Below are 21,681 nucleotides of genomic sequence, written 5' to 3'. Positions count from 1 at the left end.
ACCCGGCTCCGGGCGGGGTATGCCTGGAGAATGGCCGACCGATACCTGACCGTGTCCCTGGACAAGCGCGGGGTGCGGTGCACCGCGAAACTGCTGGACGACCGGGCGCCGTTGACCTGCGCGGCCGTGTGGGAGGCGCTGCCGCTGGGCGGAGACGTCTACCACGCGAAGTATGCCCGTAACGAGATCTATGCCCTGTTCCCCGCTTTCGCGGACCGGGAACCTCCGCTGGAGAACCCCACCGTGACACCGATCCCCGGGGACCTGTGCTACTTCACCTTCGCGGGTACGGAGTTGGGCACGGCGGCGTACGGGTACGGACGCGAGGAGCTCGCCCACCGGCCCGTCACCGTCGACCTCGCCCTCTTCTACGAGCGCAACAACCTGCTGCTCAACGGCGACACCGGCTGGGTCCCCGGCATCGTGTGGGGCACGGTGGTCGACGGTCTCGACCGGATGGCCGAGGCCTGCCACGACCTGTGGCGCGCCGGCGCGCTCGGCGAGACGCTCAGTTTCCGCCGGGCCTCATGACCAGGGCGGTGCCCGCCTCGTACAGGGCGTGCGCCGCCCGCAGCACCAGGTCGTCCCGGTGGCGGGCGGCGACGAGCTGGAGCCCGATCGGCAGGCCGTCCCCGCCGGCGCCCACCGGCACGGTCGCCGCCGGCTGCTGGGTGAGGTTGAAGGGGTACGTGAACGGCGTCCACGCCGTCCACCGCCGCGACCCGTGCGGCGCCTCCACCCCCGTCCCGAACGCGGTCAGCGGCAGCGTGGGCGTCACCAGCAGGTCGTACGAGGTGTGGAACCGCCCCATCCGGCGCCCCAGCGCCATCCGGGTGTCCACCGCCGCCAGGTACTCCAGCGCGCTGTACCGGGCGCCCCGCTCGGCGACCTCCCGCAGCCCCGGGTCCAGCCACTGGCGCTGCTCCCGCCCCAGCGGCTGGACCAGCCGCGCCGCCGCGCTGAACCACAGCGTGTGGAAGGCGTCCACCGGGTCGGCGACGTCCGGGTCGGCCTCCTCCACGTACGCGCCGAGCCCCGCCAGCCGCTCCACCGCCACCCGTACCGCCGACGCCACCTCCGGGCGCACCGCGACCTGCCCGCCCAGGGAGGCCGAGTAGGCGACCCGCAGCCCCTTCACGCCCTCCCGGAGCGTGGGGCTCACCGGGCGCGCCGGGCCCAGGTGCGACCAGTCCCGCCAGTCGTCGCCGCTGATCACGTCCAGCAGCAGTGCCGCGTCCGCCGCGTCCCGGGTCATCGGCCCCGTGTGCGACAGCGTGCCGTACGGGCTCGCGGGGTAGACCGGCACCCGCCCGTACGTCGGTTTCAGCCCGAAGACCCCGCAGAACGACGCCGGGATGCGGATCGAGCCGCCCCCGTCCGTCCCCAGCGACAGCGCCCCCGCCCCCAGGGCGAGCGCCGCCGCGCTGCCGCCGCTGGAACCGCCGGCGGTACGGGAGGGATCGTGCGGGTTGCGGGTGACGCCCGACAGCGGCGAGTCGGTGACACCCTTCCAGCCGAACTCCGGTGTCGTCGTCTTGCCCAGGAACACCGCGCCCTCCGCCCGCATCCGGGCCACGGAGGGCGCGTCCTCGTCCCACGTCCCCCGCGCGACCGTGGTCCGTGAGCCGCGCAGGGTCGGGCCGCCCGCCTGGAGCAGCACGTCCTTGACCGTCACCGGCACCCCGTCGAGCCGCCCCCGCGGCTCCCCGCGCCGCCACCGCTCCGCCGACGCCGCCGCCTGGCCGAGCGCCGCGTCCGCGTCGATCCGTACGAAGGCGTTGACCAGCGGCTGGACCGCCTCGGCCCGCTCCAGTGCCGCCCGTGCCGCGTCCACCGGCGAGAAGTCGCCGCGCGCGTAGCCGTCCAGGAGTTGACGCGCGGTCAGGTCCGTGAGGAACGTCGTCGGGTCAGTCATGCACGGGTACGTACCCACGTTTCTTGTCCACCACGTTCGGCAGCGGCCGCCCGGCCGCCCACAGCTCGTACATCTCGACGAACTGCGCCCCCAGCCTGTCCCGCCAGCCCACGGTGTCCCCGCTCATGTGCGGGGAGACGATCAGCCCCGGGACGTCCCACAGCGGGCTGTCCTCGCCGAGCGGCTCCCGCTCGAAGACGTCCAGCGCCGCCCCCGCGATCCACCGCTCGCGCACCGCCGCCACCAGGTCGTCCTGCACCACGAGCTGTCCCCGCCCCACGTTCACGAACCGCGCCGACGGCTGCATCAGGCCGAAGCGCCGCGCGTCGAACATGCCGCGCGTCGACTCCGTCAGCGGCGCCGCGCACACCACCCAGTCCGCCCGCGTCAGCAGCAGGTCCAGCTCGTCGGCGCCGTGCACCCGGGGCCGCGCCGTCCGCCCCACCACCGCCGTCCGCACGCCGAGGGCCCGCAGCGTCGTGGCGACCGCCCGGCCGATCGGCCCGGCGCCCACCACCACCGCCCGGCTGCCCGCCACCCGCAGCCCCTCCCGGTGCCGCCAGCGCCGCTGCCGTTGCAGGTCCAGCGTGCCCGGCAGGTCCTTCGCCATGGCCAGCACCAGACCGGCCACGTACTCGGCGATCGGCTCCTCGAACACCCCGCGAGCGTTCGTCACCACCGTGTCCGAGGCGACCAGTTCGGGACAGAGCAGCCGGTCGACGCCCGCGCTCGCGGTGTGCACCCAGCGGGGTCGCCGCCCGTCGCCCGGCCAGGCGGCGCGCACCGCGTCGGAGGTGAAGTCCCAGACCAGCAGCACGTCGGCGGCGGGCAGCGCGGCGGCGAGGGTCTCCTCCGAGGCGTGGCGGACATCGGCCCGGCCGATCAGGCGGCCGAGGCGGGGCGGGGGGTCCGCGTCCAGGACGAGAAGGGTCGGCAACGGCATCAATTGACCACGCTCGCACCCGAACCTACCGTCGTCAACAAGAGGCTGGGGGGTTGGCCATGGACGTCTCCTTCCTGGGCGGGCCCGGCCCGCAGCGCGGTGTCGGCGTCGTCGCGCCCTTCGACTTCGCCCTCGACCGCGAGCTGTGGCGCTGGGTGCCCGACGAGGTCTCGCTGCGCCTGACCCGCACGCCCTACGTGCCGGTCGAGGTGTCCCTGGACCTGGCCCGGCTGGTCAGCGAGCACGAGACGCTGACCGACGCCGTACGGGCGCTGTCGGCGTCCGAGCCGGAGGTCGTCGCGTACGCCTGCACCTCCGGCAGCTTCGTCGGGGGCCTCGCGGGGGAGCGGGCCATGTGCGCGGCGATGACCCGGGCGGGCGAGGTGGCCGCGGTGACCACCTCCGGCGCCCTGCTGGAGGCGCTGGCGGAGCTGGGCGCCCACCGGGTCGCCCTGGTCACGCCGTACACCGAGTCGGTGACCCGGGCGCTGGAGGACTATCTGCGGGAAGCCGGGGCAGCCGTCACGGGACGGGCCTTCCTCGGGCTGACCAGGCACATCTGGAAGGTGCCGTACCGCGACGTGGTGGACATGGCGCGGCGGGCGGCGCGGGGCGCGGCCGACGCGCTGTTCATCAGTTGTACGAACCTGGCGACCTACGACGCGATACCGCAACTGGAGGCGGAACTGAGGATGCCGGTGCTCTCCGCGAACCAGGTCACGATGTGGGCGGCGCTGCGCATGATCGGCGCAGAGGCCGTCGGCCCGTACCAGGCGCTGCTCATGAACGGGGCCGCGTCGGCCCCCGACCCCCAGGAGGGCGTGACATGACGACTGTCGGACTGCTCTACCCCGGGCACTCCGCCGAGGGCGACTACCCCCGGATCGAGGCACTCCTGACGGGTGTCAACGTGCCGATCGTCCACACCGACATCGGCGAGGACGCCCACCGGGTGGACGCGCTGCTGGAGATGGGGGCGCCCGCGCGCCTCGCGGCGGGGACGGAGGAGCTGCGGCTGTCCGGCGCCGAGTCGGTGGTGTGGGCGTGCACCAGCGGCTCGTTCGTGCACGGCTGGGAGGGCGCCCACGAGCAGATCCGGGGCCTCGCCGTGACGGCCGGCCTGCCGGCGTCCAGCACGTCGTTCGCCTTCGTGCACGCGGTACGGGAGGTGGGCGCCCGGCGGGTGGCGGTGGCGGCCACGTACCCGGAGGACGTCACGGAGCTGTTCGTCCGGTTCCTGGAGGCGGCGGGCATCGAGGTCGTCGCGGCCCGGGCGGGCGGGGTCGTCACGGCGGCCGAGGTGGCGACCTGGGGGCCGGAGCGGGTGCTGGAGCTGGTCCGGGCGGCCGACCGCCCCGGGGCGGAGGCGGTGCTCGTCCCCGACACGGCGCTGCACACCGTGGGGTGCCTGCCGGAGCTGGAGGCGGCAGTGGGCAAGCCGGTGCTCACGGCGAACCAGGTCACGGTGTGGGAGGGCCTGCGGCTGGCCGAGCGGCGGGGCGCCTGGTCGACGGAGCTGGGGGCGCTGTTCGCGCGGAAGGAGCGGGACGGCGAGGTGGGCGAGCGCGCCGGGGAATAAACGGAGAGGCCCTCCTGTTGTGCTGAGCGTCAAGTGTTTCCCGTGCAGGAGGGCCCACCGGTGAGCGACGACGTGATACGAGCCAAGGCGAGCGGGAGCGCACCCGTACCCCTGTCGGTGCTGGACCTGGTCACCGTCGGCAGCGGCCGGACCGCCGCCCAGGCCCTGGGCACCAGCGTCGGCCTCGCCCGGCTCGCCGAGCACCGCGGCTACCACCGCCACTGGGTCGCCGAGCACCACTCCATGCCCGGCGTCGCCTCGTCGTCGCCGGCCGTGATCCTCGCCCACCTGGCCGCCCACACCTCCCGCATCCGGCTCGGCTCGGGCGGCGTCATGCTGCCCAACCACGCCCCCCTCGTCATCGCCGAGCAGTTCGGCACCCTGGAGGCCATGGCGCCGGGGCGGATCGACCTGGGCCTCGGCCGCGCACCCGGCACGGACGGCGCCACGGCCGCCGCGCTGCGCCGCACCGACCGGCTGAGCGAGGGCGCCGACGAGTTCCCGGAGCAGCTCGCCGAGCTGGTGCGCTTCCTGGACGACGACTTCCCCGACGGCCACCCCTACGCGCGGATACACGCCGTGCCGGGCCCGGTGCAGGGGCCCACGGGGCGGCCGCCGGTGTGGCTGCTCGGGTCGTCGGGGTTCAGCGCCCGGCTGGCGGGGATGCTGGGGCTGCCGTTCGCGTTCGCCCACCACTTCTCGGCGCGGAACACCATTCCGGCGCTCGACCTGTACCGGGAGACCTTCCGGGCCTCGGCCGTGCTGGACGCGCCGTACGCCCTGATCGGCGTCTCGGCGCTCGCCTCGGACGACGAGCGGGAGGCGCGGCGGCAGGTGCTGACGGGCGCGCTGTCGATGCTCCGGCTCCGCACCGGCCGCCCGGGGCTCATCCCGGCGCCGGAGGAGGCGGAGGCGTACGCGTTCAGCGCCGCCGAGCGGGACTTCGTCGACGGCTGGCTGGCGAACGTCGTCCACGGCACCCCGGACGAGGTCCGCACCGGGCTGGACGACCTCCAGAAGCGCACGGGCGCCGACGAACTGATGATCACGGCCAATGTGCACGGTGCCGAGGCGCGGCTGCGCTCGTACGAACTGATCGCGGACGCGTACGGACTGCCGGGCGGTGGTTCCGGCTTGGGAACGGCCGCACAAGCTTCCTAAGTGAACCTTAAACCGCTCGTCACCCATGGTGGCGAGCGGTTCTTCGTGCGGTGCTCACGGCTCTGACGAGGGGTTTTGCGGAGAGATTGGTCTAGTCCGCATATGGTCCGGACCATTGACGCGGTGTTCACGCGGCGGCTATCACTTCTCCAACTCCCGTACCGCGCACCCCCCTCGGAGGCCGCACGTGCACCACCGCAGACCCCTCATCGCCGCGTTCACCGGCGTGGCGCTCGCCGCCGGAGCGCTGGCCTCGCTCGGCGGAGCCAGTGCGGCCGGCGCGCAGACCGCGCCGGCCGCCGCCTCCTCCGGCGGGGTGAAGATCGCGTACTACGACCAGTGGAGCGTGTACGGCAACGCCTTCTACCCCAAGCACCTCGACACCCGGGGCATCGCCGGCAAGCTGGACGTCCTCAACTACTCGTTCGGCAACATCCACCCCACCGAGCTGACCTGTTTCCAGGCCAACAAGGCGGCCGGCGACGACAACAACCCCAACGCCGGTGACGGCGCCGGGGATTCGTACGCCGACTACCAGCGGTCCTTCTCGGCGGCCGACAGCGTCGACGGGGTCGCCGACAAGTGGGACCAGCCGATCGTGGGCGTCTTCAACCAGTTCAAGGAACTGAAGGCGAAGTACCCGAAGCTGAAGATCAACATCTCGCTGGGCGGGTGGACGTACTCCAAGTACTTCCACGACGCCGCCAAGACGGACGCCAGCCGCAAGAAGTTCGTGGCCTCGTGCGTCAAGCAGTACATCGCCGGCGACCTGCCGGTCGAGGGCGGCTACGGCGGGCCCGGCACGGCCGCCGGCATCTTCGACGGCATCGACATCGACTGGGAGTACCCGGGCTCGCCGGACGGGCACCTCGGCAACCACTACGGGCCCGAGGACAAGCAGAACTTCACGCTGCTGCTCGCCGAGTTCCGCAAGCAGCTCGACGCCTACGGGGCGGCGCACGGCGGGAAGAAGTACCTGCTGACGGCGGCCCTCCCGGCCGGGCAGGACAAGATCAAGCACATCGAGACCGACAAGATCGGCGCGTACCTCGACTACGCGAACATCATGACGTACGACATGCACGGCGCCTGGGACGGCGACGGGCCCACGTACCACCAGTCGCCCCTGTACTCCGGCGCGGGCGACCCGACCGACCCGATCAAGCCCGGGACCGAGAAGTACTCGGTCGACAACGCCATCGACGCCTGGATCGACGGCAAGCCCGCCTACGGGATCGCGGGCGGCTTCCCGGCGAACAAGCTGACCCTGGGCTACGAGTTCTACTACCGGGGCTGGAAGGGCGTACCGGCCGGGACGAAGAACGGCCTCGCCCAGCCGGCGACCGGCGCCTCCGCCGCCCGCCCGGTCAGCCAGCAGGCCGGCATCGCCCACTACAAGGAGCTCGGCGGCATCGTCGACAACCCGGCGACCACCTTCTGGGACGACGAGGCGAAGGCCGCGTACTTCTACAAGGACGGCGAGTTCTTCACCGGGCTGGACAAGCGGGCGATCCAGGCCCGCGCGGACTACGCCCACAGCCGGGGCCTGGCCGGCGCGATGATGTACTCGCTGCTCGGCCTGGACGAGAAGACCACCCTGCTGAACGACATCGTCGCCGCCGTCGGTTCGTCCCCGTCCACCCCGGACCCGACGCCCACGCCGACGCCCACGCCGGACCCGACGCCGACCCCCACCCCCACCCCCACCCCCACGCCCACGCCGACGGACCCGCCCGCGGGCTGCTCCGCGCAGGCCTGGTCCAAGGCCGCCGCGTACACGGGCGGCGCGCAGGTCTCGCACAAGGGCCACACCTGGAAGGCCAAGTGGTGGACGCAGGGCGAGGAGCCCGGCACCACCGGCGAGTGGGGTGTGTGGCAGGACCTCGGCGCCTGCTGACCGCCCCCCGACGCGACCGGCCGGCATGACCCGGTCCGCACGACCGCCGCCCCTGCCCGGAGACCTCCCCTCCGGCCAGGGGCGGACACCATTCTCAGCCGTTCTCGGTCAGGACGCTGAAGAACTCGTCCACGGCCGACTGGTCGGCCGGGAAGTGCCGTATCTCGCTGATGCGCCCGTCCTGGATGCGGAAGACCAGCACCCAGTCCATGTCGATGTCCGTCCCGTCCCCCCGGTGGCTCACGCAGTGGTGGACCTCCACCACATGGCTCTCGTCCGCCCCCGCGTACCAGACGTCGGCCGTGAAGTCCCCGGTGGCCAGGCCCTCCAGGTACGTCGTGATCCCCTCCGCGCCACGGTGGCTCCCGGCCAGGGGATGGTTCCCGGGCACGTGCCACACGGCGTCCGGCGCCAGCACGGACTCGCGCAGCGCCTCCAGGTCGCCCGTGGCATAGCCGGCCCAGAAGCGTCTGATCAACTCGATGTTGGGGTTGCTCATCCCGTCTCCACGACCCGCGGCTTCTTGTGTGATCGAGCTTCCCGCCATACCCCGCTCCGGTCCAATACGTGCATCCATAACCTTGGGGCATGGACATCGACACCCGGCTCCTGCGGTACTTCACCGCCGTCGCCGAAGAGGGCCACCTCACCCGTGCCGCCGAGCGGTTGTTCATCTCCCAGCCCGCGCTGACCAAGCAGATCCGGCAACTCGAGGCCCAGCTCGGGGCCGAGCTGTTCTCGCGCTCACGCAACGGCATGACCCTCACCGAGGCGGGTACCGCGCTCGCCGCCGCCGTACCCCCCGTCCTCGCGGCCTGGGACACCGCCCTGCGGACCACCCGGTCCGCCGCCGTACGGGCCGCACGGGTGCTGCGCGTCGGGTTCGTGGCGTCCGCCGCCAACGAGATGACCCAGCGGATCATCGCCGAGTTCGCCCGCCGCCGCCCCGGGTGGCGGGTGCGGATGCTCCAGACCGGCTGGGAGGACCCCACGGCCGGGCTGGCCGGCGGCGAGGCCGATGTGGCCCTGCTGCGGCTGCCGTTCCCCGGCCAGGACGAGCTGGGGGTGGAGGTGCTGCTCACCGAGGACCGGTGGCTCGCGCTGCCCGCCACGCACCGGCTGGCGGACCGGGAGCTGATCGACTTCCGGGAGGTCTTCGACGAGCCGTTCGTCGCCACCCCGGACGCCTCCGGCTGGTGGCGCGACTACTGGCTGGCCGCCGACGAGCGCGACGGCCATCCCGTGACGGTCGGTGCGGTGGCCAACACCCCGGACGAGTGGCTCAACGCCATCGCCAACGGCTTCGGCATCAGCCTCACCCCGGAGGCCACCGCCCGCTTCTACCAGCGCCCCGACGTGGTCTACCGCCCGGTGCGCGGCGTGAGCCACAGTCAGGTCGGCGTCGTCTGGCCGCGAGAGGGCGACGTGCCGGACGTGGTGCACGACTTCGTGCGCAGCGCGGTGACCGTCAGCCGCGCGGTCAGTCAGGAGTGATACCGATCAGTTCGGCGATGCGCTCGGCGGCCACCGCGCGGGAGTAGAGCCAGCCCTGGCCGGTGTCGCAGCCGATGCGGCGCAGCCGGGCCGCCTGCCCGGACGTCTCCACGCACTCGGCGGTGACGGTCAGCCCGAGCCGGTGCGCGAGCTGCACCAGCGCCTCGACGATCACCTCGTCGGCCGGGTTCGGATGCTCCTCGTCCTGGAAACCCCGTACGAACGACCCGTCCAGCTTCAGCACCGACACGGGCAGCCGGCTGAGGTAGGCGAGGTTGGAGTACCCGGTGCCGAAGTCGTCGATGGCGATGCGCACGCCCATGTCGCTGAGCGCCTGGAGGGCCTGCAGCGGCCGCCCGGCGGAGCCCATTACCGCCGACTCGGTCAGTTCGAGCTGGAGCAGGTGCGGGGGGAGCCCCGTCTCGGCGAGGATCTCGGCCACGTCCGCGACCAGGTCGGAGTCCCAGACCTGGCGCACGGCGACGTTGACGCTGACGAACAGCGGCCGTTCGTTGGGGTGTTCGAGCTGCCACCGCCGGGCCTGGCGGCACGCCGTCCGCAGCACCCAGCGGCCGAGCTGGACGATCGAGCCGTCCTCTTCAGCAATTCCGATGAACCGATTCGGCGCGAGCGAGCCGAACTGCGGGTGGTTCCAGCGGACCAGCGCCTCCACGCCCCGGACCGTCCCGTCGGCCATGCCGACGAGCGGCTGGTACTCGAGGGCGAACTCACCGCGCTCGACGGCGGGCCGGAGGGTGGACGACAGCGACTGCCGGGTCATCCGGTGCGCGTTGCGCTCGGGGTCGAACAGCGTCCAGCGGGCCTTGCCGTCGGCCTTGGCCCAGTACAGGGTCGTGTCGGCGGCCTGCATCAGCCCGTTCACGGTGGTCCCGGCGGCGGCGCGTTCGACGACCCCGATGGACGCCGAGACCGACAGCCGCTGCCCGGCGAGGTCGAACGGCTTCTGTACGGCGGCGAGTACGGACCGGGCGAGGTCGGCGAGCTGTTCCGTACCGGTGGAGTCCTCGACGAGGATCGCGAACTCGTCCCCGCCGAGCCGGGCCACCAGGTGGCCGCCGTTGCGGGTGTGGCCGTCGCTGTCGGCGCACTCGGTGAGCCGCGCGGCGACGGCGGCGAGCAGCCGGTCGCCGACGCGGTGCCCGAGGGTGTCGTTGACCGCCTTGAACCCGTCGAGGTCGAGATAGCACAGCCCGATCCGGCCGGTGCCGCCGTCGTCGTACGAGGAGTTCTCCAGCGCGGAGGTGAGGCGCTCGAAGAACAGGGTGCGGTTGGGGAGCCGGGTCACCGGGTCGTGCATCTGGAGGTGACGCAGCCGCGCCTGGAGCTGACGCCGGTCGCTGATGTCCGCGATCGACAGCAGGACGCCCCGGCTGGGCGTGACGGGCGCGACGGTCACCTCGGCCCACAGCGAGCGCCCGTCGGGATGTTTGAGGCGGCGCGTGCAGCGGAACCGTGAGCGCCGGCCGCGCAGCACCTCGTGGTACGCGTGCCAGGTCCGGCTGTCCGAGGCCAGGTCCACCAGATCGGCGGCGGCCTGCTCCCGGAGGGACGCGGTGTCGGTGCCGAGCAGCGCGGCGAGGGCGTCGTTCGCGGTCACCACGAGCCCGTCGGGGTCGACGACGGCCATGGCGATGTGGGCGGCGTTGAACGCGGCCCGGTAGTCGTGCCCGAGGTGGTGCGGATCGCGGTGGGGGGCGGGGCGGGGGTGGTGGGGGGCCTGACCGTGGGGGGCCTGGGCGGGGGGGGCGGGGCGGGGGGGGGGCGGGCGGGGGGGGGGGGCGCCGCGGCCGCCCCCGGGGCCGGGGGGGGGCGCGGGGGGGGGGGGGGGGGGGGGGGGGGGGGGGCGGGGCCGGGGGGGCGGGGCGGGGGGGGGGGCGGGGGGGGGGGGGGGGGGGGGGGGGGGGGGGGGGGGGCCTGACCGTGGGGTGCCTGGGCGGTGGCGTCGGCGAGGGCGGCGGGGTCGGGGGCTTGGGCGGTGGGGGCGTCGGCTGGGGCGGGTGCTTCGGCGGCGTCGGCGGGGGTGACGGCGTGCGGGTCGTGGGCGGAGGCCGGCCCGTGCGCGTCGGGGCCGGGGACGGCGTCGGGGGTGGCCGGGCCGGGGCCCGGGGCCTGCGTGCCGGCGCCGTCCGGGGCGGGGCCGGGCGGCGCCGGAGGTGCGGCGGACGCTTCGGGCGTCCCGGGCTTCCCGGGCATCTCGGGCGGGACGCGGGCGGCGGCGGCCGGGAGGTGCGGTTCGCCGACGGTTTCATGACGCTCTGTGACCGGACGCCGGGCGGTTCCGGTCGGTGAGGCTGCCGCAGCTCCCGGTCCTTCGGAGGTTCCGTTCACGGCTCGCTCCCGCAAGGCAGTTGTGACGCACAGATGTGGTCGGGATGGGTCGGCCAGGAAAGTGTGCCGATCATAGAGGCTCTCGCGGCGGCCATTCCAGCGCCGCCACCGGGTGAGACGGATGGGGTTGTTGTGAGGAAGCGCGCCACCCCATGGCGGCCGATCGTTTCTGCACGGGTGTGGCACGGCCCGGTCCTGCCGTGACCGGTTGTGACTGTCGGTGAACTTCCCGGACCGGTGGGGCGGGTCGGCCGCTCACCCGAGTGGGGCAGCGGAACAGGACGTACCACCACGAATCACCACAGGGTGGTGAGACGTCCCGTATGCCGCACCGGAGGTCGACGTGGAGGGTCAGCAGACACCCGAGGGAGTGGAACGCCGTCGCCTGCGTTCCACCGTCGCGGGGCTCTTCGCCCTCCTCTCGCTCGCCGCCACCGGCCTCGTCGCCGGCCCCGCGAGCGCCGTGCCCGCGGCCGGCCCGTGCGCCCTGCCGCGCACCGACGCCCACCACTCGCTGGGCCTGGACACCTGGAACACCGCCTACCCGCGGCCCGTCCGCCGGCTCGACGCGCTCATGCTGTTCCTGTCGTTCCCCGACTCCCGGCCCCTCACCACCCCGGACCAACTGGCCGCCGACCACTTCCCCGCGACCAGCGACTTCTTCCGCCGGGCCTCCTACGGGAAGTTCAGCCTCCGCCCGCATCCCCGGCGCGAGTGGCTCCGGATGCCGCACGCCTCCACCTCGTACGCCATACGGCGCGACTGGGAGCCGGGCCGGCGCGCCGCCTACCTGCGCGACGCCCTCGCCGCGGCCGACCCGGTGGTCGACTTCTCGCGGTACGACATCGTCTACCTGGTCGCCGACCCGGACGCCCCCGGCGTGGACTCCGACGCGACGAAGGTCGTCAACTTCCACACCCCGCTGTACGCCGACGGGCGGGCGATCAAGCGGGTGGTCACCGTCTTCGAGCGCCACCCGCCGGACCGCAACGTCCTCGCCCACGAGACCGGACACGTCTTCGACCTGCCCGACCTCTATCACCGGCCGATGGACGGCAAGGGCGACTGGGACACCCATGTGGGTGACTGGGACGTCATGGGGAGCCAGTTCGCCCTCGCGCCGGAGCTCTTCGGCTGGCACAAGTGGAAGCTGGGCTGGCTGGACCGGCGCCAGGTGCACTGCGTGGGCGCGCCCGGCAGCAGCCGCTTCACCCTGGAGCCGCTGGCGGCGCTGCCCCCGAGGGGCGCGTCGGTCGGAACCCGCCTGGCGGTCGTCAGGACCGGCGACACCAGCGCGCTGGCGATCGAGGCGCGCGGGGCGACGGGGAACGACCACGGCGCCTGCACCGAGGGCGTGCTGGTCTACCGGGTGCGTACGGACGCCGTGTCGGGCGCCGGGCCCGTCGAGGTGATCGACACCCATCCGGCGACCGAGGCCTGCTGGGGCCGGTCGGTGTACCCGCCGCTGGCGGACGCGCCGCTGCGCGTGGGGGAGACCTTCACGGTGCCGGGCGAGAACGCACGGGTCGAGGTCGCCGACCGGACGCGGACGGGGAGCTGGACGGTCAAGGTGACCGTGCGCTGACGCACGAAAAAGCCCCTCGCTTCCGCGAGGGGCTTTTCCCGTCTGTGCGCCGCCAGGGACTCGAACCCCGGACCCGCTGATTAAGAGTCAGCTGCTCTAACCAACTGAGCTAGCGGCGCCTGCTGACGTCGTAGACCTTAGCACCCTGCTCGGCGGGAGGAAAAATCGAAACCCGCACGCCCGCGGCCACCCCCGCCCGCACCGCCCGGACACAGGCCCAGAGGATCACCTCCGGGCCGGGCAGCCAGGGGTGCCGGGTGTCCGGAGCCACCACCCAGCGCGGCGCCCCGGCGCCGTCGGTGGCCGGGGTCAGCGGGGGCACGGTGATCGCGTCACCGGTGCCGTGACAGAGCAGCGGCGGCACGGCGTCGCCCGACTCCTCCCAGCGGAGCAGGGACGGCAGCCGGTGCGCCGTCCCGGGCGCGGTGAACAGCAGCATCCGCCCGCGGTGCAGGGCGACCGGGCCGGAACCGGGACCCTCCGCCCACAGCCGGTCGAGCATCCGGCGCCCGAAGACCGACTCCACGCTCACCACGTCGAAGACCGAGCCGCACGGCAGGACGACCGGGGACGCGGGCCGGGCCTCCCACAGGGCGAGGGTGGAACGCGGGTACGCCGACGCCGACGTCAGCCAGCCGGCTCCGGCCGCCGTGACCTCGGTGGCGTGATCGTGGGGCGTGTCGTTTCGCAGCCATGCGCTCATGGGTCCACGTCTACCGGCCGTGACGGCGCGGTTTCGGGGAGTTGAACGAAACCGGGACAGCGGGGGTGGGGGAGGAGTATCTTCCGCCGGGGTCATATGCCACCCGGCTACCCCCCGCCATGCGGCCGACGCCTCGCGCAGCACGGCGGGCAGCCGGCCGCGCCGGTCGTCCGCCGGCTACTCCTCGCCGGGGCGGCCTCCGTCGCGCATCAGGTCACGCCCGAACTCGATCATCTTCTTGGCGTAGTCCTCGGTCCACTCGGCGCGCTCGGCGATGTCCCCGGCCGTGAGCCGGTCGAACCGCTGCGGATCGGCGAGCTGCGCGGCCGCCACCGCCTGGAACTCCACCGCCCGGTCGGTCGCCGCCCGGAACGCCAGCGCCAGCTCGGTGGACCGGGCCAGCAGCTCCCGGGGGTCCTCCATCGACTCCAGGTCGAAGAAGTGCTCGGGGTCGGAGGCGGCCTCCGCGGGCTCGAAGAGCAGGGGCGCGGGCCTCAGTCGCCGCTCGCTCCGCTCGGTTTCCGCCATGGGTGTCTCCTCCTCGCACGACGCGCTTCCCCCACCCGCGGGGACGCCCCCGTCGTGATGGACCACCTTCCATTCTCCCGCCCGGCGCAAGTACGCCTCACGGCGACCGCTTCACACGGTGTCGCCGGGCCCGGCGCGAGCCCTACGGCCGCCACACCACCCGGTGCTCCGACAGGTGCGACAGCACCGCGTGGTTGGCCTCCCAGCCGTCGGGGAACTTCACCGTGACACCGAGCTGGACCGGCTCCGTCGAGGGGTGCTCGTCCAGGAGGTCGGCGACGCCCGCCCGGCACACCACGACACAGGCGTGGCGGTGGCGGGAGGCCAGCACGCACAGGCGGCCGGTCTCCAGGTGGAACGCCGTGGCGTCGGGGCGGCCCGACAGGGGGTGCAGGACGACCGTGACGTCGTACTCCCGCCCCTGGAGGCGGTTGGCCGTGTCGACCGTCACCCCCACGACGCCCAGTTCCGCGAGCGCCGCCCGGACCGCCGCCGCCTGGTCCCGGTGGGCCGTGCCGACGGCGATCCGGTCCGGGGTCAGGGGCACGGGGTCCGCCGCCCGCTCCGACACCGCCGCACCGCCCCGGTCCAGCAGCCGCCGCACGACCAGCGCCACCGCGCCCACCGCCTCCGGGTCCGTGCGCGGGGTGTGCCGGGCGGGCAGCTCCAGCAGGCCCCAGCCCGACTCCGCCGCCTCGTCCAGCACCCGGTCCGGCGCCGAACCGTCCGAGGGCACCCCGAAGGCCAGCCGCCGGTCGCCCGGCCCCGTCCCGCTGCGGAACGGCGTGTACGGGTAGAACGCGTCGGACACCAGCGGCGCCGCCGACGCCGGGAGCCGCCAGGACACCGGAAGCCGGTGCTGCGGCAGGTCCGGGTTGTGCGCCAGCAGCGTCGACACCGCGCTCGCGGACGGGTCGTACGACAGGCCCGCCCACTGATCGGCGCCCACCACGCTGAACGGGTCGAGCTGCCCCGGGTCGCCCACGAACAGCGCCCGCTCGAACAGCCCCGCCACCGCCAGCAGCGCGTCCGACCGCATCTGGTACGCCTCGTCGACGATGGCGTGCCCCCACGGCTCGACGCCCTTCACGTGCGCCCACTTCGCGGCCGTCGAGATCACCACGTCCAGCCCCGCCAGGTCCGCGGCCTTCGCCGACTTCCGTACGTTGCCGAGGTCGTCGAGGGCCTTGTCGTACGGGTCGGCGTCGCTGCTGTGCAGCCGGCCCACCGGCAGCTCGGGTTCCTTCTCGGCGAGCCGCAGCACCAGGTCGTCGACCTGCGCGTTCGTCTGGGCGACCACCATCAGCGGCCGGCCCGCGGCGGCGAGCTCCAGCGCGGCGCGCACGACGAGCGTGGACTTCCCGGCGCCCGGGGGCGAGTCCACGACGACGCCCCGCGCCCCGCCGTGCAGCGTGTCGTCGAGGATCGTCCGGGTGGCGCGGTCGGCCTCCCGTGCGGGATCGAAGGTCACAGCAGGTCCTCCGGGGTCACGGCGTCGGGGACTTCGACCAGGTCGGTCCGGGGAGGGCCGCCGTGCGTCCACGGCGTCTCCTCCGGGTCCGGCAGCTTCGGGCCCACCCGCTGGTCGTGCTCGAACAGCGTCCACGCCAGCCGGTCCCCCTTCCCCGGTACGGAACCCTCGGCCGGCTCCTTGGAGCGGCCCATCCGGTCCAGCAGCCGCAGCACCAGCGACCCGTCCTCCTCGTACCGCACGAACTGGGCCGCCTGCGGCTTGCCGTCCAGCGACCGGTACACCTTCACCCGCTCGCCCAGGTGCGGCCGGTCGTCCGTCCGTACCGTCAGCAGCGGGCGGGGCGAGGGCCGCTTCGACTCCGACCAGGCCATCGTCACCTCCACCACCTCGGCCACGAACGCCTCACCCGCCAGCCGCCGTCCCGCCAGCACCAGCGGATCGTCGAGCGCCTCCTGCGCCTCCAACTGCGCCTGGGCGCTCTCCCGCGCGGCCAGCTTGTTCGCCGCCGTCACGGCGTCGTCCCGGCGCGGCTGCGGCGGCTCCCCGGCGCGCACCCGGTCCCGGTGGCCGGTGAACGACCAGCGGTCGCGGGTCCACCGGTCCGCCACGCGGGCGCCCGGCGGCAGCGCGCGCAGCAGCCCGATCGCCCGCCACACACCGTCCCAGGTGGGCCGGAGCTGCGACAGGATCAGCTCCCGGATCTCCCGCTCGGCCCGGTGCAGCTCGCCCAGTCGGACGTCGGCCGCCTCCCCGTCCTCCGCCGCCGCCAGCGCCTGCCGCGCCCGGTCGTACCGCTCGACCGCCGGCGCGAGCAGCCGGTTGTCGAACGCCGGATCGGTCGCCGGACCGGCGGGCGGGCACACCAACTGCCCCTCCCGGTCCCGCGCCAGCTCGGCCCGGAGCGCCGCCTCGGCCCCCGACGCCCCGGCGGGCGGGTCGATCCAGGCCAGCAGGGCCCCCAGGTGCTGGTCCTCCAGCGAGGACTGGCCCGTCGCCCAGTGCCGGTTCAGCAGGTCCGTCGCCGCCAGCAGCAGCGACGAGCCCGGCACCCGCGCCCGCTCCCCGTAGTGCGTCAGCCACCGGCCCAGCAGCGGCACGCGCGGCGGCGCCGGGAACGGCGTCTCCGGGTCCTGCTCGGCCGTGCGGCGGAACCGCATCGACCGGCCCAGCAGCCGGACGTACTCGATGCCCGCGCGGCTCGGCACGATGAGCTGCGGCGCGTCCGCGCACAGCTCCACCTCGACCCTGACCTTCCTGCCGGTCTCCGGGTCCGTCTCGTTCCTCTCGGCGGCCTCGACACTGTCCGCGTACCCGTCGACGTACGGCAGGACCGCCTCGGCCAGGTCCGCCAGGAAACCGAACCGCAGGTCCCGGTCGCGCGGCTGCGGCACGACCAGCAGCGCCGGCCGCTCCGGGTCCGTCCCGACCAGCGCCCCCAGCGGCGCACCCGCCTCACCGGCGGTCGTCAGCGGTACGAGGACGAGCGGCCGCTCCGACAGGTGCCGGTGCCGCACGGTGGCCAGCGGCTGGGCGCGCCCCGACTCGACAGCCTCCAGACGCGCCAGCGTGGAGATCAGCGACATGCGTCCACCGCCTGAAGGGACTCCGCCCGCAGCGCCGCCGCCCGCCGCAGCGCGGACACCGTCGGGTCGTCCGGGTCGCCCGACTCGCCGCGCGCCGCCGCCAGCACCGCGCCCACCGTCGTCAGCCCGCCCAGCTCGCCTCGCACCGAGCGGCCCAGCGCCTCCACCGCGCCCGCCGACCGGGCCCGGTCGCGGCAGTGGAAGGCCAGCTCGCACGCCGCCAGGCACTCCGGCGCGTACGCGTGCGGAACCGCCTCCACCGCGGCCGCGAGCTGCTCCGCCGAGCACGCCTCCAGATCGAAGGTGACGCCCTCCGGGAGGGCCGCCGCGATCTCCTCGACCCGGGTGAGGCGGGCGAGCTGGCGGCGGGTGACCGAGAGCTGCTTGCGCACGTCGACCACCGAGCCGGTCGGCTGGTTGGAGAAGTCCTTCGGGCACACCAGCAGCACCGAGTGCGCCACCCGGGCGCCGTCCGTGAGGGCCGCCACCCGCTCCAGCGCCAGCACGTACACCGCGGCCTGGCGGGCCGCCGCGCCCACCTTCGCCGCGTCGGCCGAGCCGTCGATCATCGGGAACGACTTGATCTCCACGACCGTCCACCGGCCGTCCGGATGCACCACGACCGCGTCCGGCTCCAGGTACGCGGGAGAACCGGCCACCTCCAGGACCAGCATCGGGTGGTCCAGCAGCGCCCACTCACCGGCCTCCGTCGCCTCCCGCAGCGCCAGCGCCGTACGCGCCGTGCGGCCCTCCGGCCCGGCCGCCGCCAGGTCCGGCACCCGGACGCCGGCGGGCTCGGCCACCCCCAGCAGCCGCATCAGCTCCACGCCGCCGTCGGCCTTCACCTTCGCCTCGAAGGCGTTGCCCCGCATGAACGCGAACTGCGACTGGCCGAAGCCCGAGGACGCCCCGAGCGCGGACGCCAGCGCGGCCTTGTCGACCCCCGCGCCGTCCAGCAGCGCCCGGCGCCGGCACCCGGGGTTGGCGGCCAGCGCGGCCAGGGCGCGGGCGTCCAGCGGATGCGGCGCCGTGCCCGGTCCGCGCAGCTCGGCGAGTCGCACCCGGGCTCCCGGCTCCGATCGAGCAGGGGGGACCCCAAACCGCAGTGTCGTGTGCGGACGCCGAACCGGTCCGCTGCCCAGGGATTCGCTCACCCGCGGAAGTCTCGCATCCACCACTGACAACCGGGGACCGGACGCCCGCCCCGAAGATCCGCGGGGGCGGTGCGCGATGATGGACGGACACCCCTCGCGAGACTTCAGGAGAGCCCTCATGGCACCGCGGATCCTGCTCGCCCGGCACGGTCAGACCGAATGGTCGCTGCTGGGCAAGCACACCGGCAGGACGGACATACCGCTGCTCGAGGAGGGCCGCCGGGGCGCGAAACTGCTCGGCGAACGGCTCCACCGCGGGCCCTGGGACGGCCTGGACGGCTTCGAGATCCGTACCAGTCCGCTGGCACGCGCGCGTGAGACCTGCGAACTGGCCGGATTCGGCGACCGCGCCGAGCCCTGGGACACCCTGATGGAGTGGGACTACGGGGCGTACGAGGGCATGACGCCCGCCGAGATCAAGGCGGGCCGGCCGGACTGGTTCATCTGGCGCGACGGCGTGCCGGAGGGGGAGACCCTGGCGCAGCTCTCCGCCCGTGCGGACGAGGTCGTGGAGTGGGCGCGCTCGGCCGACCGTGACGTGCTGGTCTTCGCGCACGGCCACATCCTGCGCTCCATCGCCGCGCGCTGGCTGGGCGAGGACGTCTCCTTCGCGGCCCGGGTCCGCCTCGACCCGACGAGCCTGTCCGCCCTGGGCTGGGCCTACGGCGCCCCCGCGCTCGAGCGCTGGAACGACACGGGGCACCTGGAGGGCTAGAAGCACCGGGCCGCCGCCTGTCGGGGAGCGAATCCTAGGACAAGAGGATGGTTTCCCGCCGAGTTCCCCGCTTTCGCCACCGCCTTGGGCGCGTGTCAGTAGCGTCCCGCTCACCACTCGGCCGGAGAGGTGACGCCGGCCGGGGCCGTCGAGTGTCAAGGGAGCAAGCGCTGATGATGCGTGTGGAGACGTCTCTCAAGGAGGCGATGACGTCGATCGAGGGGGCGTTGGGGGTCGCCCTGGTCGACTACACGAGCGGCATGGCGCTCGGAACGCTGGGCGGCGGCAAGGACCTCGATCTGGCGGTGGCCGCCGCGGGCAACACCGACGTGATCCGGGCGAAGGTCCGCACCATGGAGATGCTGGACATCAAAGAGGGCATCGAGGACATGCTGATCACCCTCGGCAGCCAGTACCACCTCATCCGGCTGCTCAACGGCCGTGGGGGCAACGGGCTGTTCCTCTACCTCGTCCTGGAGAAGGGCAAGGCCAACCTGGCCATGGCCAGGCACCAGCTCAAGCGCATCGAGGCGAACCTGGAGCTGTAACCGTCCCGCCATTTCCCGGCCCGGCCTGCCCACGAATTGAAAGAGTCTTCAATTCGGCACATCCAAATGTGATCAGCGGTCAGGCAGGCCGGGGCCGGGGGGTGGGAGGATGGCCGAGGCTGGGCGGCGATGCCCCGGCAGGCAGGGGCTACCGCTGGAAAATGGTCGATCTGGGCAGGAGTGTTGTCGCATGCAGGTGCCGCTGTACCAGGCCAAGGCGGAGTTCTTCCGCATGCTCGGGCACCCCGCCCGGATCAGGGTCCTGGAACTGCTGCAATACGGGCCCGTTCCGGTGCGCGAGCTGCTCAACGAGATCGACATAGAACCGTCCAACCTTTCCCAGCAGCTCGCGGTCCTGCGCCGGTCCGGCATCGTGGTGTCCATCCGCGACGGCTCCACCGTCAGCTACGCCCTGGCCGGTGGCGACGTGGCGGAGCTTCTGCGGGCGGCACGGCGCATCCTCACCGAGCTGCTGGCCGGGCAGAGCGAGCTGCTCGCCGAACTCAGGCACACCGACCCCGCGGCGCAGGACGGCTCGGGCCGCCCGCTGACGGCCCGGACCGTGCCGGACAGCCGGAAGGACGAGGGGGAACCGGCCGCGCGCCTGTGACGCGGGGGCGTACCCGGCGGGCGACGAGTCTGTGACTCAGCTCGCCGGGGCGCTTCCTCCGGGCCGGGCCCTCACACCAGGGCGGTGTGGCGGGTGACGAAGCCCGTCACGGCACCGCCGCCGTACGGGACGAGCAGGCGGACGGTCTCGGCCAGCAAGGCGCGGATGCGGCTCGACTGGACCTCGTCCAGCAGGTCCAGGACCCGTTCACCGGTCGCCGCGGCCTCCTCCGGGGAGCCGCCGCGCGCCAGGTCGGCCGCGAGCTGGGCCCGGTACAGCGCCAGGTTGCGGGTGAAGTGCGGGTTCTGGAGGGCCGCCGCGCGGCGGGCGTGCCGGGCGGCGCGCGGCCAGTCGCCCAGGGCGGACCAGCACTGGGCCTGAAGCGCCTCCAGCTCCGGCTCGCCGAAGAACGACATCCACTCGGGGTCCGCGTCGCCCGGGCCGCGCCCGAACAGGGTGTGCGCCCGCCCGAGGGCCTCCTCGCACGCCGCCCGGTCGCCGAGCCCCGCCCAGCCGCCCGCCTCGCGCAGCGTCAGCAGGGCCAGCAGCCGCGGCGAGGACAGGTGCTTGCCCGCCTGCTGCCCGGCCTGTGCCGCCCGGACCGCCTCCCGGTACCGGCCCGCGTCCCTGGCCAGGAACGACGTGTTCGAAAAAGCGTGCGCCTCCAGCGCGGCGTCACCGGCCACGCGCGCGGTGGCCAGGGCTTCCGCGTAGTGCGAGCGGGCGTCCTCCAGCCGGCCCGAGTCGTGCGCCAGCCACCCCACCGAGAGCGCCAGCTCACCGGTGCCCGCGTGCATCCGGTCGGCGGTCGACCGGCGGGACGCGGTCCCGGCGTCGAGCAGCGCGTAGGCGCTCCGGAGCGGTTCGGCGGCCATCCGGTACAGCCGGTCCGCGCCGTGCCGGTCGTCGAGCAGCCGGATGCGCCGCACCGCCTCCTCGACGGCCCGCACCTCGGTCTCGCCGAACCTGCCCCCGGCGCGGGGCGCGGGGACGGCGCCGCCGAGGCCGAGCGAGGCGGCCGCCACGGTGGCGGTGCCGCTCGTCATGAATGCGCGACGCAGCACGTCGCTCTCCTCATCGTTCCGGACGGTGATCTGTGGGGCCGGTGCGGCGGTGACCGCGGCACGCGCCCCCCGGCCGCGTACGTGCTCCCGCGCGGTGAACCCGAGGTCCGTCAGGGACAGCCCGGGGAACATGTGCAGGAACACCCGCTCGTACGCGTAGTTGGGGCAGCGGATCTCACCCGACTCCACGCGCCCGATGTAGCGGGCGTCACACGCGACCTGCTCGCCGATCTCCCGGGCGGCCCGGCGCACCGCGGCCGCGAACTCCCCGGGGGAGCGCTGCCCGCGCAGGCGGCGGAAGGCGAGGTTGGGAACCGCCCGTGACGTCGACATGGCCGAGCCCTCTCCCGCGTACCGCACCGCCGTTGTTCCGGCGGGG

The 21,681-nt window shown here is 74.1% G+C and carries 20 protein-coding genes and 1 tRNA gene; 10 read left to right on the top strand and 11 right to left on the bottom strand.

Annotation, left to right across the window (positions count from 1 at the left end; all coding sequences use genetic code 11):
• Positions 1–30 precede the first annotated feature (30 nt).
• Positions 31–531, top strand: coding sequence for a DUF3830 family protein (locus E2B92_RS16405; protein ID WP_126887513.1), 501 nt, complete (start codon positions 31–33; stop codon positions 529–531).
• On the opposite strand, the gene E2B92_RS16400 is transcribed toward E2B92_RS16405, so the two are convergent.
• Positions 509–1,915, bottom strand: coding sequence for an amidase (locus tag E2B92_RS16400; RefSeq protein ID WP_126887514.1), 1,407 nt, complete (start codon positions 1,913–1,915; stop codon positions 509–511). The two genes, E2B92_RS16405 and E2B92_RS16400, sit on opposite strands and share 23 nt — an antisense overlap.
• Positions 1,908–2,858 (bottom strand): D-2-hydroxyacid dehydrogenase, encoded by a 951-nt coding sequence (locus E2B92_RS16395; protein ID WP_126887515.1) that lies wholly within the window; start codon positions 2,856–2,858, stop codon positions 1,908–1,910. Before E2B92_RS16395 ends, E2B92_RS16400 begins: the two co-directional genes overlap by 8 nt.
• A gap of 59 nt (positions 2,859–2,917) precedes the next feature.
• Between E2B92_RS16395 and E2B92_RS16390 the strand changes: the two genes are divergently transcribed.
• The 4 genes from E2B92_RS16390 to E2B92_RS16375 all read left to right on the top strand — a co-directional run bounded on the left by E2B92_RS16390 (position 2,918) and on the right by E2B92_RS16375 (position 7,495).
• Complete coding sequence (locus E2B92_RS16390; RefSeq protein WP_126887516.1) at positions 2,918–3,688, top strand: maleate cis-trans isomerase family protein; 771 nt, start codon at positions 2,918–2,920, stop codon at positions 3,686–3,688.
• Positions 3,685–4,437 (top strand): maleate cis-trans isomerase family protein, encoded by a 753-nt coding sequence (locus E2B92_RS16385; RefSeq protein ID WP_126887517.1) that lies wholly within the window; start codon positions 3,685–3,687, stop codon positions 4,435–4,437. Before E2B92_RS16390 ends, E2B92_RS16385 begins: the two co-directional genes overlap by 4 nt.
• 60 nt (positions 4,438–4,497) lie before the next feature.
• The gene (locus E2B92_RS16380; RefSeq protein ID WP_126887518.1) at positions 4,498–5,598 is read left to right on the top strand and encodes an LLM class flavin-dependent oxidoreductase; all 1,101 of its coding nucleotides are present in this window, start codon (positions 4,498–4,500) and stop codon (positions 5,596–5,598) included.
• Positions 5,599–5,785: 187 nt separating this feature from the next.
• Positions 5,786–7,495, top strand: a complete 1,710-nt coding sequence (locus E2B92_RS16375; RefSeq protein ID WP_133087577.1) for a glycosyl hydrolase family 18 protein — start codon at positions 5,786–5,788, stop codon at positions 7,493–7,495.
• A gap of 94 nt (positions 7,496–7,589) precedes the next feature.
• On the opposite strand, the gene E2B92_RS16370 is transcribed toward E2B92_RS16375, so the two are convergent.
• Complete coding sequence (locus tag E2B92_RS16370) at positions 7,590–7,994, bottom strand: nuclear transport factor 2 family protein (RefSeq protein ID WP_160159759.1); 405 nt, start codon at positions 7,992–7,994, stop codon at positions 7,590–7,592.
• Between the two features lie 89 nt (positions 7,995–8,083).
• Between E2B92_RS16370 and E2B92_RS16365 the strand changes: the two genes are divergently transcribed.
• Positions 8,084–8,989, top strand: coding sequence for a LysR family transcriptional regulator (locus E2B92_RS16365; protein WP_126887521.1), 906 nt, complete (start codon positions 8,084–8,086; stop codon positions 8,987–8,989).
• On the opposite strand, the gene E2B92_RS16360 is transcribed toward E2B92_RS16365, so the two are convergent.
• Positions 8,976–10,637 carry a putative bifunctional diguanylate cyclase/phosphodiesterase gene (locus E2B92_RS16360; protein WP_126887522.1) on the bottom strand — a complete coding sequence of 554 codons (1,662 nt, stop codon included), beginning with the start codon at positions 10,635–10,637 and terminating at the stop codon, positions 8,976–8,978. The genes E2B92_RS16365 and E2B92_RS16360 overlap by 14 nt on opposite strands.
• A 1,071-nt stretch (positions 10,638–11,708) precedes the next feature.
• Here E2B92_RS16360 and E2B92_RS16350 point away from each other — a divergent pair.
• Positions 11,709–12,923: a M6 family metalloprotease domain-containing protein gene (locus E2B92_RS16350; RefSeq protein WP_126887898.1), complete on the top strand. Its 1,215-nt coding sequence runs from the start codon at positions 11,709–11,711 to the stop codon at positions 12,921–12,923.
• Positions 12,924–12,968: 45 nt separating this feature from the next.
• Here E2B92_RS16350 and E2B92_RS16345 read toward each other — a convergent pair.
• From E2B92_RS16345 to E2B92_RS16320, 6 genes are all read right to left on the bottom strand, one after another.
• A tRNA-Lys gene (locus tag E2B92_RS16345) sits at positions 12,969–13,042 on the bottom strand.
• Complete coding sequence (locus E2B92_RS16340; RefSeq protein WP_126887897.1) at positions 13,033–13,722, bottom strand: bifunctional DNA primase/polymerase; 690 nt, start codon at positions 13,720–13,722, stop codon at positions 13,033–13,035. The genes E2B92_RS16345 and E2B92_RS16340 overlap by 10 nt, the downstream gene beginning before the upstream one ends.
• Before the next feature lie 81 nt (positions 13,723–13,803).
• Positions 13,804–14,154: a hypothetical protein gene (locus tag E2B92_RS16335; protein ID WP_126887896.1), complete on the bottom strand. Its 351-nt coding sequence runs from the start codon at positions 14,152–14,154 to the stop codon at positions 13,804–13,806.
• Positions 14,155–14,296: 142 nt separating this feature from the next.
• On the bottom strand, positions 14,297–15,625 hold the full coding sequence (locus E2B92_RS16330; RefSeq protein ID WP_126887895.1) for an AAA family ATPase: 1,329 nt from the start codon (positions 15,623–15,625) through the stop codon (positions 14,297–14,299).
• On the bottom strand, positions 15,622–17,211 hold the full coding sequence (locus tag E2B92_RS16325) for a hypothetical protein (RefSeq protein WP_126887894.1): 1,590 nt from the start codon (positions 17,209–17,211) through the stop codon (positions 15,622–15,624). The genes E2B92_RS16330 and E2B92_RS16325 overlap by 4 nt, the downstream gene beginning before the upstream one ends.
• The gene (locus E2B92_RS16320; protein WP_399432216.1) at positions 17,202–18,365 is read right to left on the bottom strand and encodes a hypothetical protein; all 1,164 of its coding nucleotides are present in this window, start codon (positions 18,363–18,365) and stop codon (positions 17,202–17,204) included. Before E2B92_RS16320 ends, E2B92_RS16325 begins: the two co-directional genes overlap by 10 nt.
• 118 nt (positions 18,366–18,483) lie before the next feature.
• Between E2B92_RS16320 and E2B92_RS16315 the strand changes: the two genes are divergently transcribed.
• The 3 genes from E2B92_RS16315 (at position 18,484) to E2B92_RS16305 (ending at position 20,238) form a co-directional block, all read left to right on the top strand.
• On the top strand, positions 18,484–19,080 hold the full coding sequence (locus E2B92_RS16315; protein ID WP_126887893.1) for a histidine phosphatase family protein: 597 nt from the start codon (positions 18,484–18,486) through the stop codon (positions 19,078–19,080).
• A 173-nt stretch (positions 19,081–19,253) separates the two neighbouring features.
• Complete coding sequence (locus E2B92_RS16310) at positions 19,254–19,628, top strand: hypothetical protein (RefSeq protein ID WP_126887892.1); 375 nt, start codon at positions 19,254–19,256, stop codon at positions 19,626–19,628.
• Between the two features lie 190 nt (positions 19,629–19,818).
• Positions 19,819–20,238 carry an ArsR/SmtB family transcription factor gene (locus E2B92_RS16305; protein ID WP_126887891.1) on the top strand — a complete coding sequence of 140 codons (420 nt, stop codon included), beginning with the start codon at positions 19,819–19,821 and terminating at the stop codon, positions 20,236–20,238.
• Between the two features lie 71 nt (positions 20,239–20,309).
• On the opposite strand, the gene E2B92_RS16300 is transcribed toward E2B92_RS16305, so the two are convergent.
• Complete coding sequence (locus tag E2B92_RS16300; protein ID WP_126887890.1) at positions 20,310–21,635, bottom strand: tetratricopeptide repeat protein; 1,326 nt, start codon at positions 21,633–21,635, stop codon at positions 20,310–20,312.
• Positions 21,636–21,681: the final 46 nt, after the last annotated feature.

This window comes from Streptomyces sp. WAC05374, from assembly GCF_004353505.1.
Lineage (GTDB): Bacteria > Actinomycetota > Actinomycetes > Streptomycetales > Streptomycetaceae > Streptomyces.
This window is presented reverse-complemented; position numbering and strand designations above follow the sequence as displayed.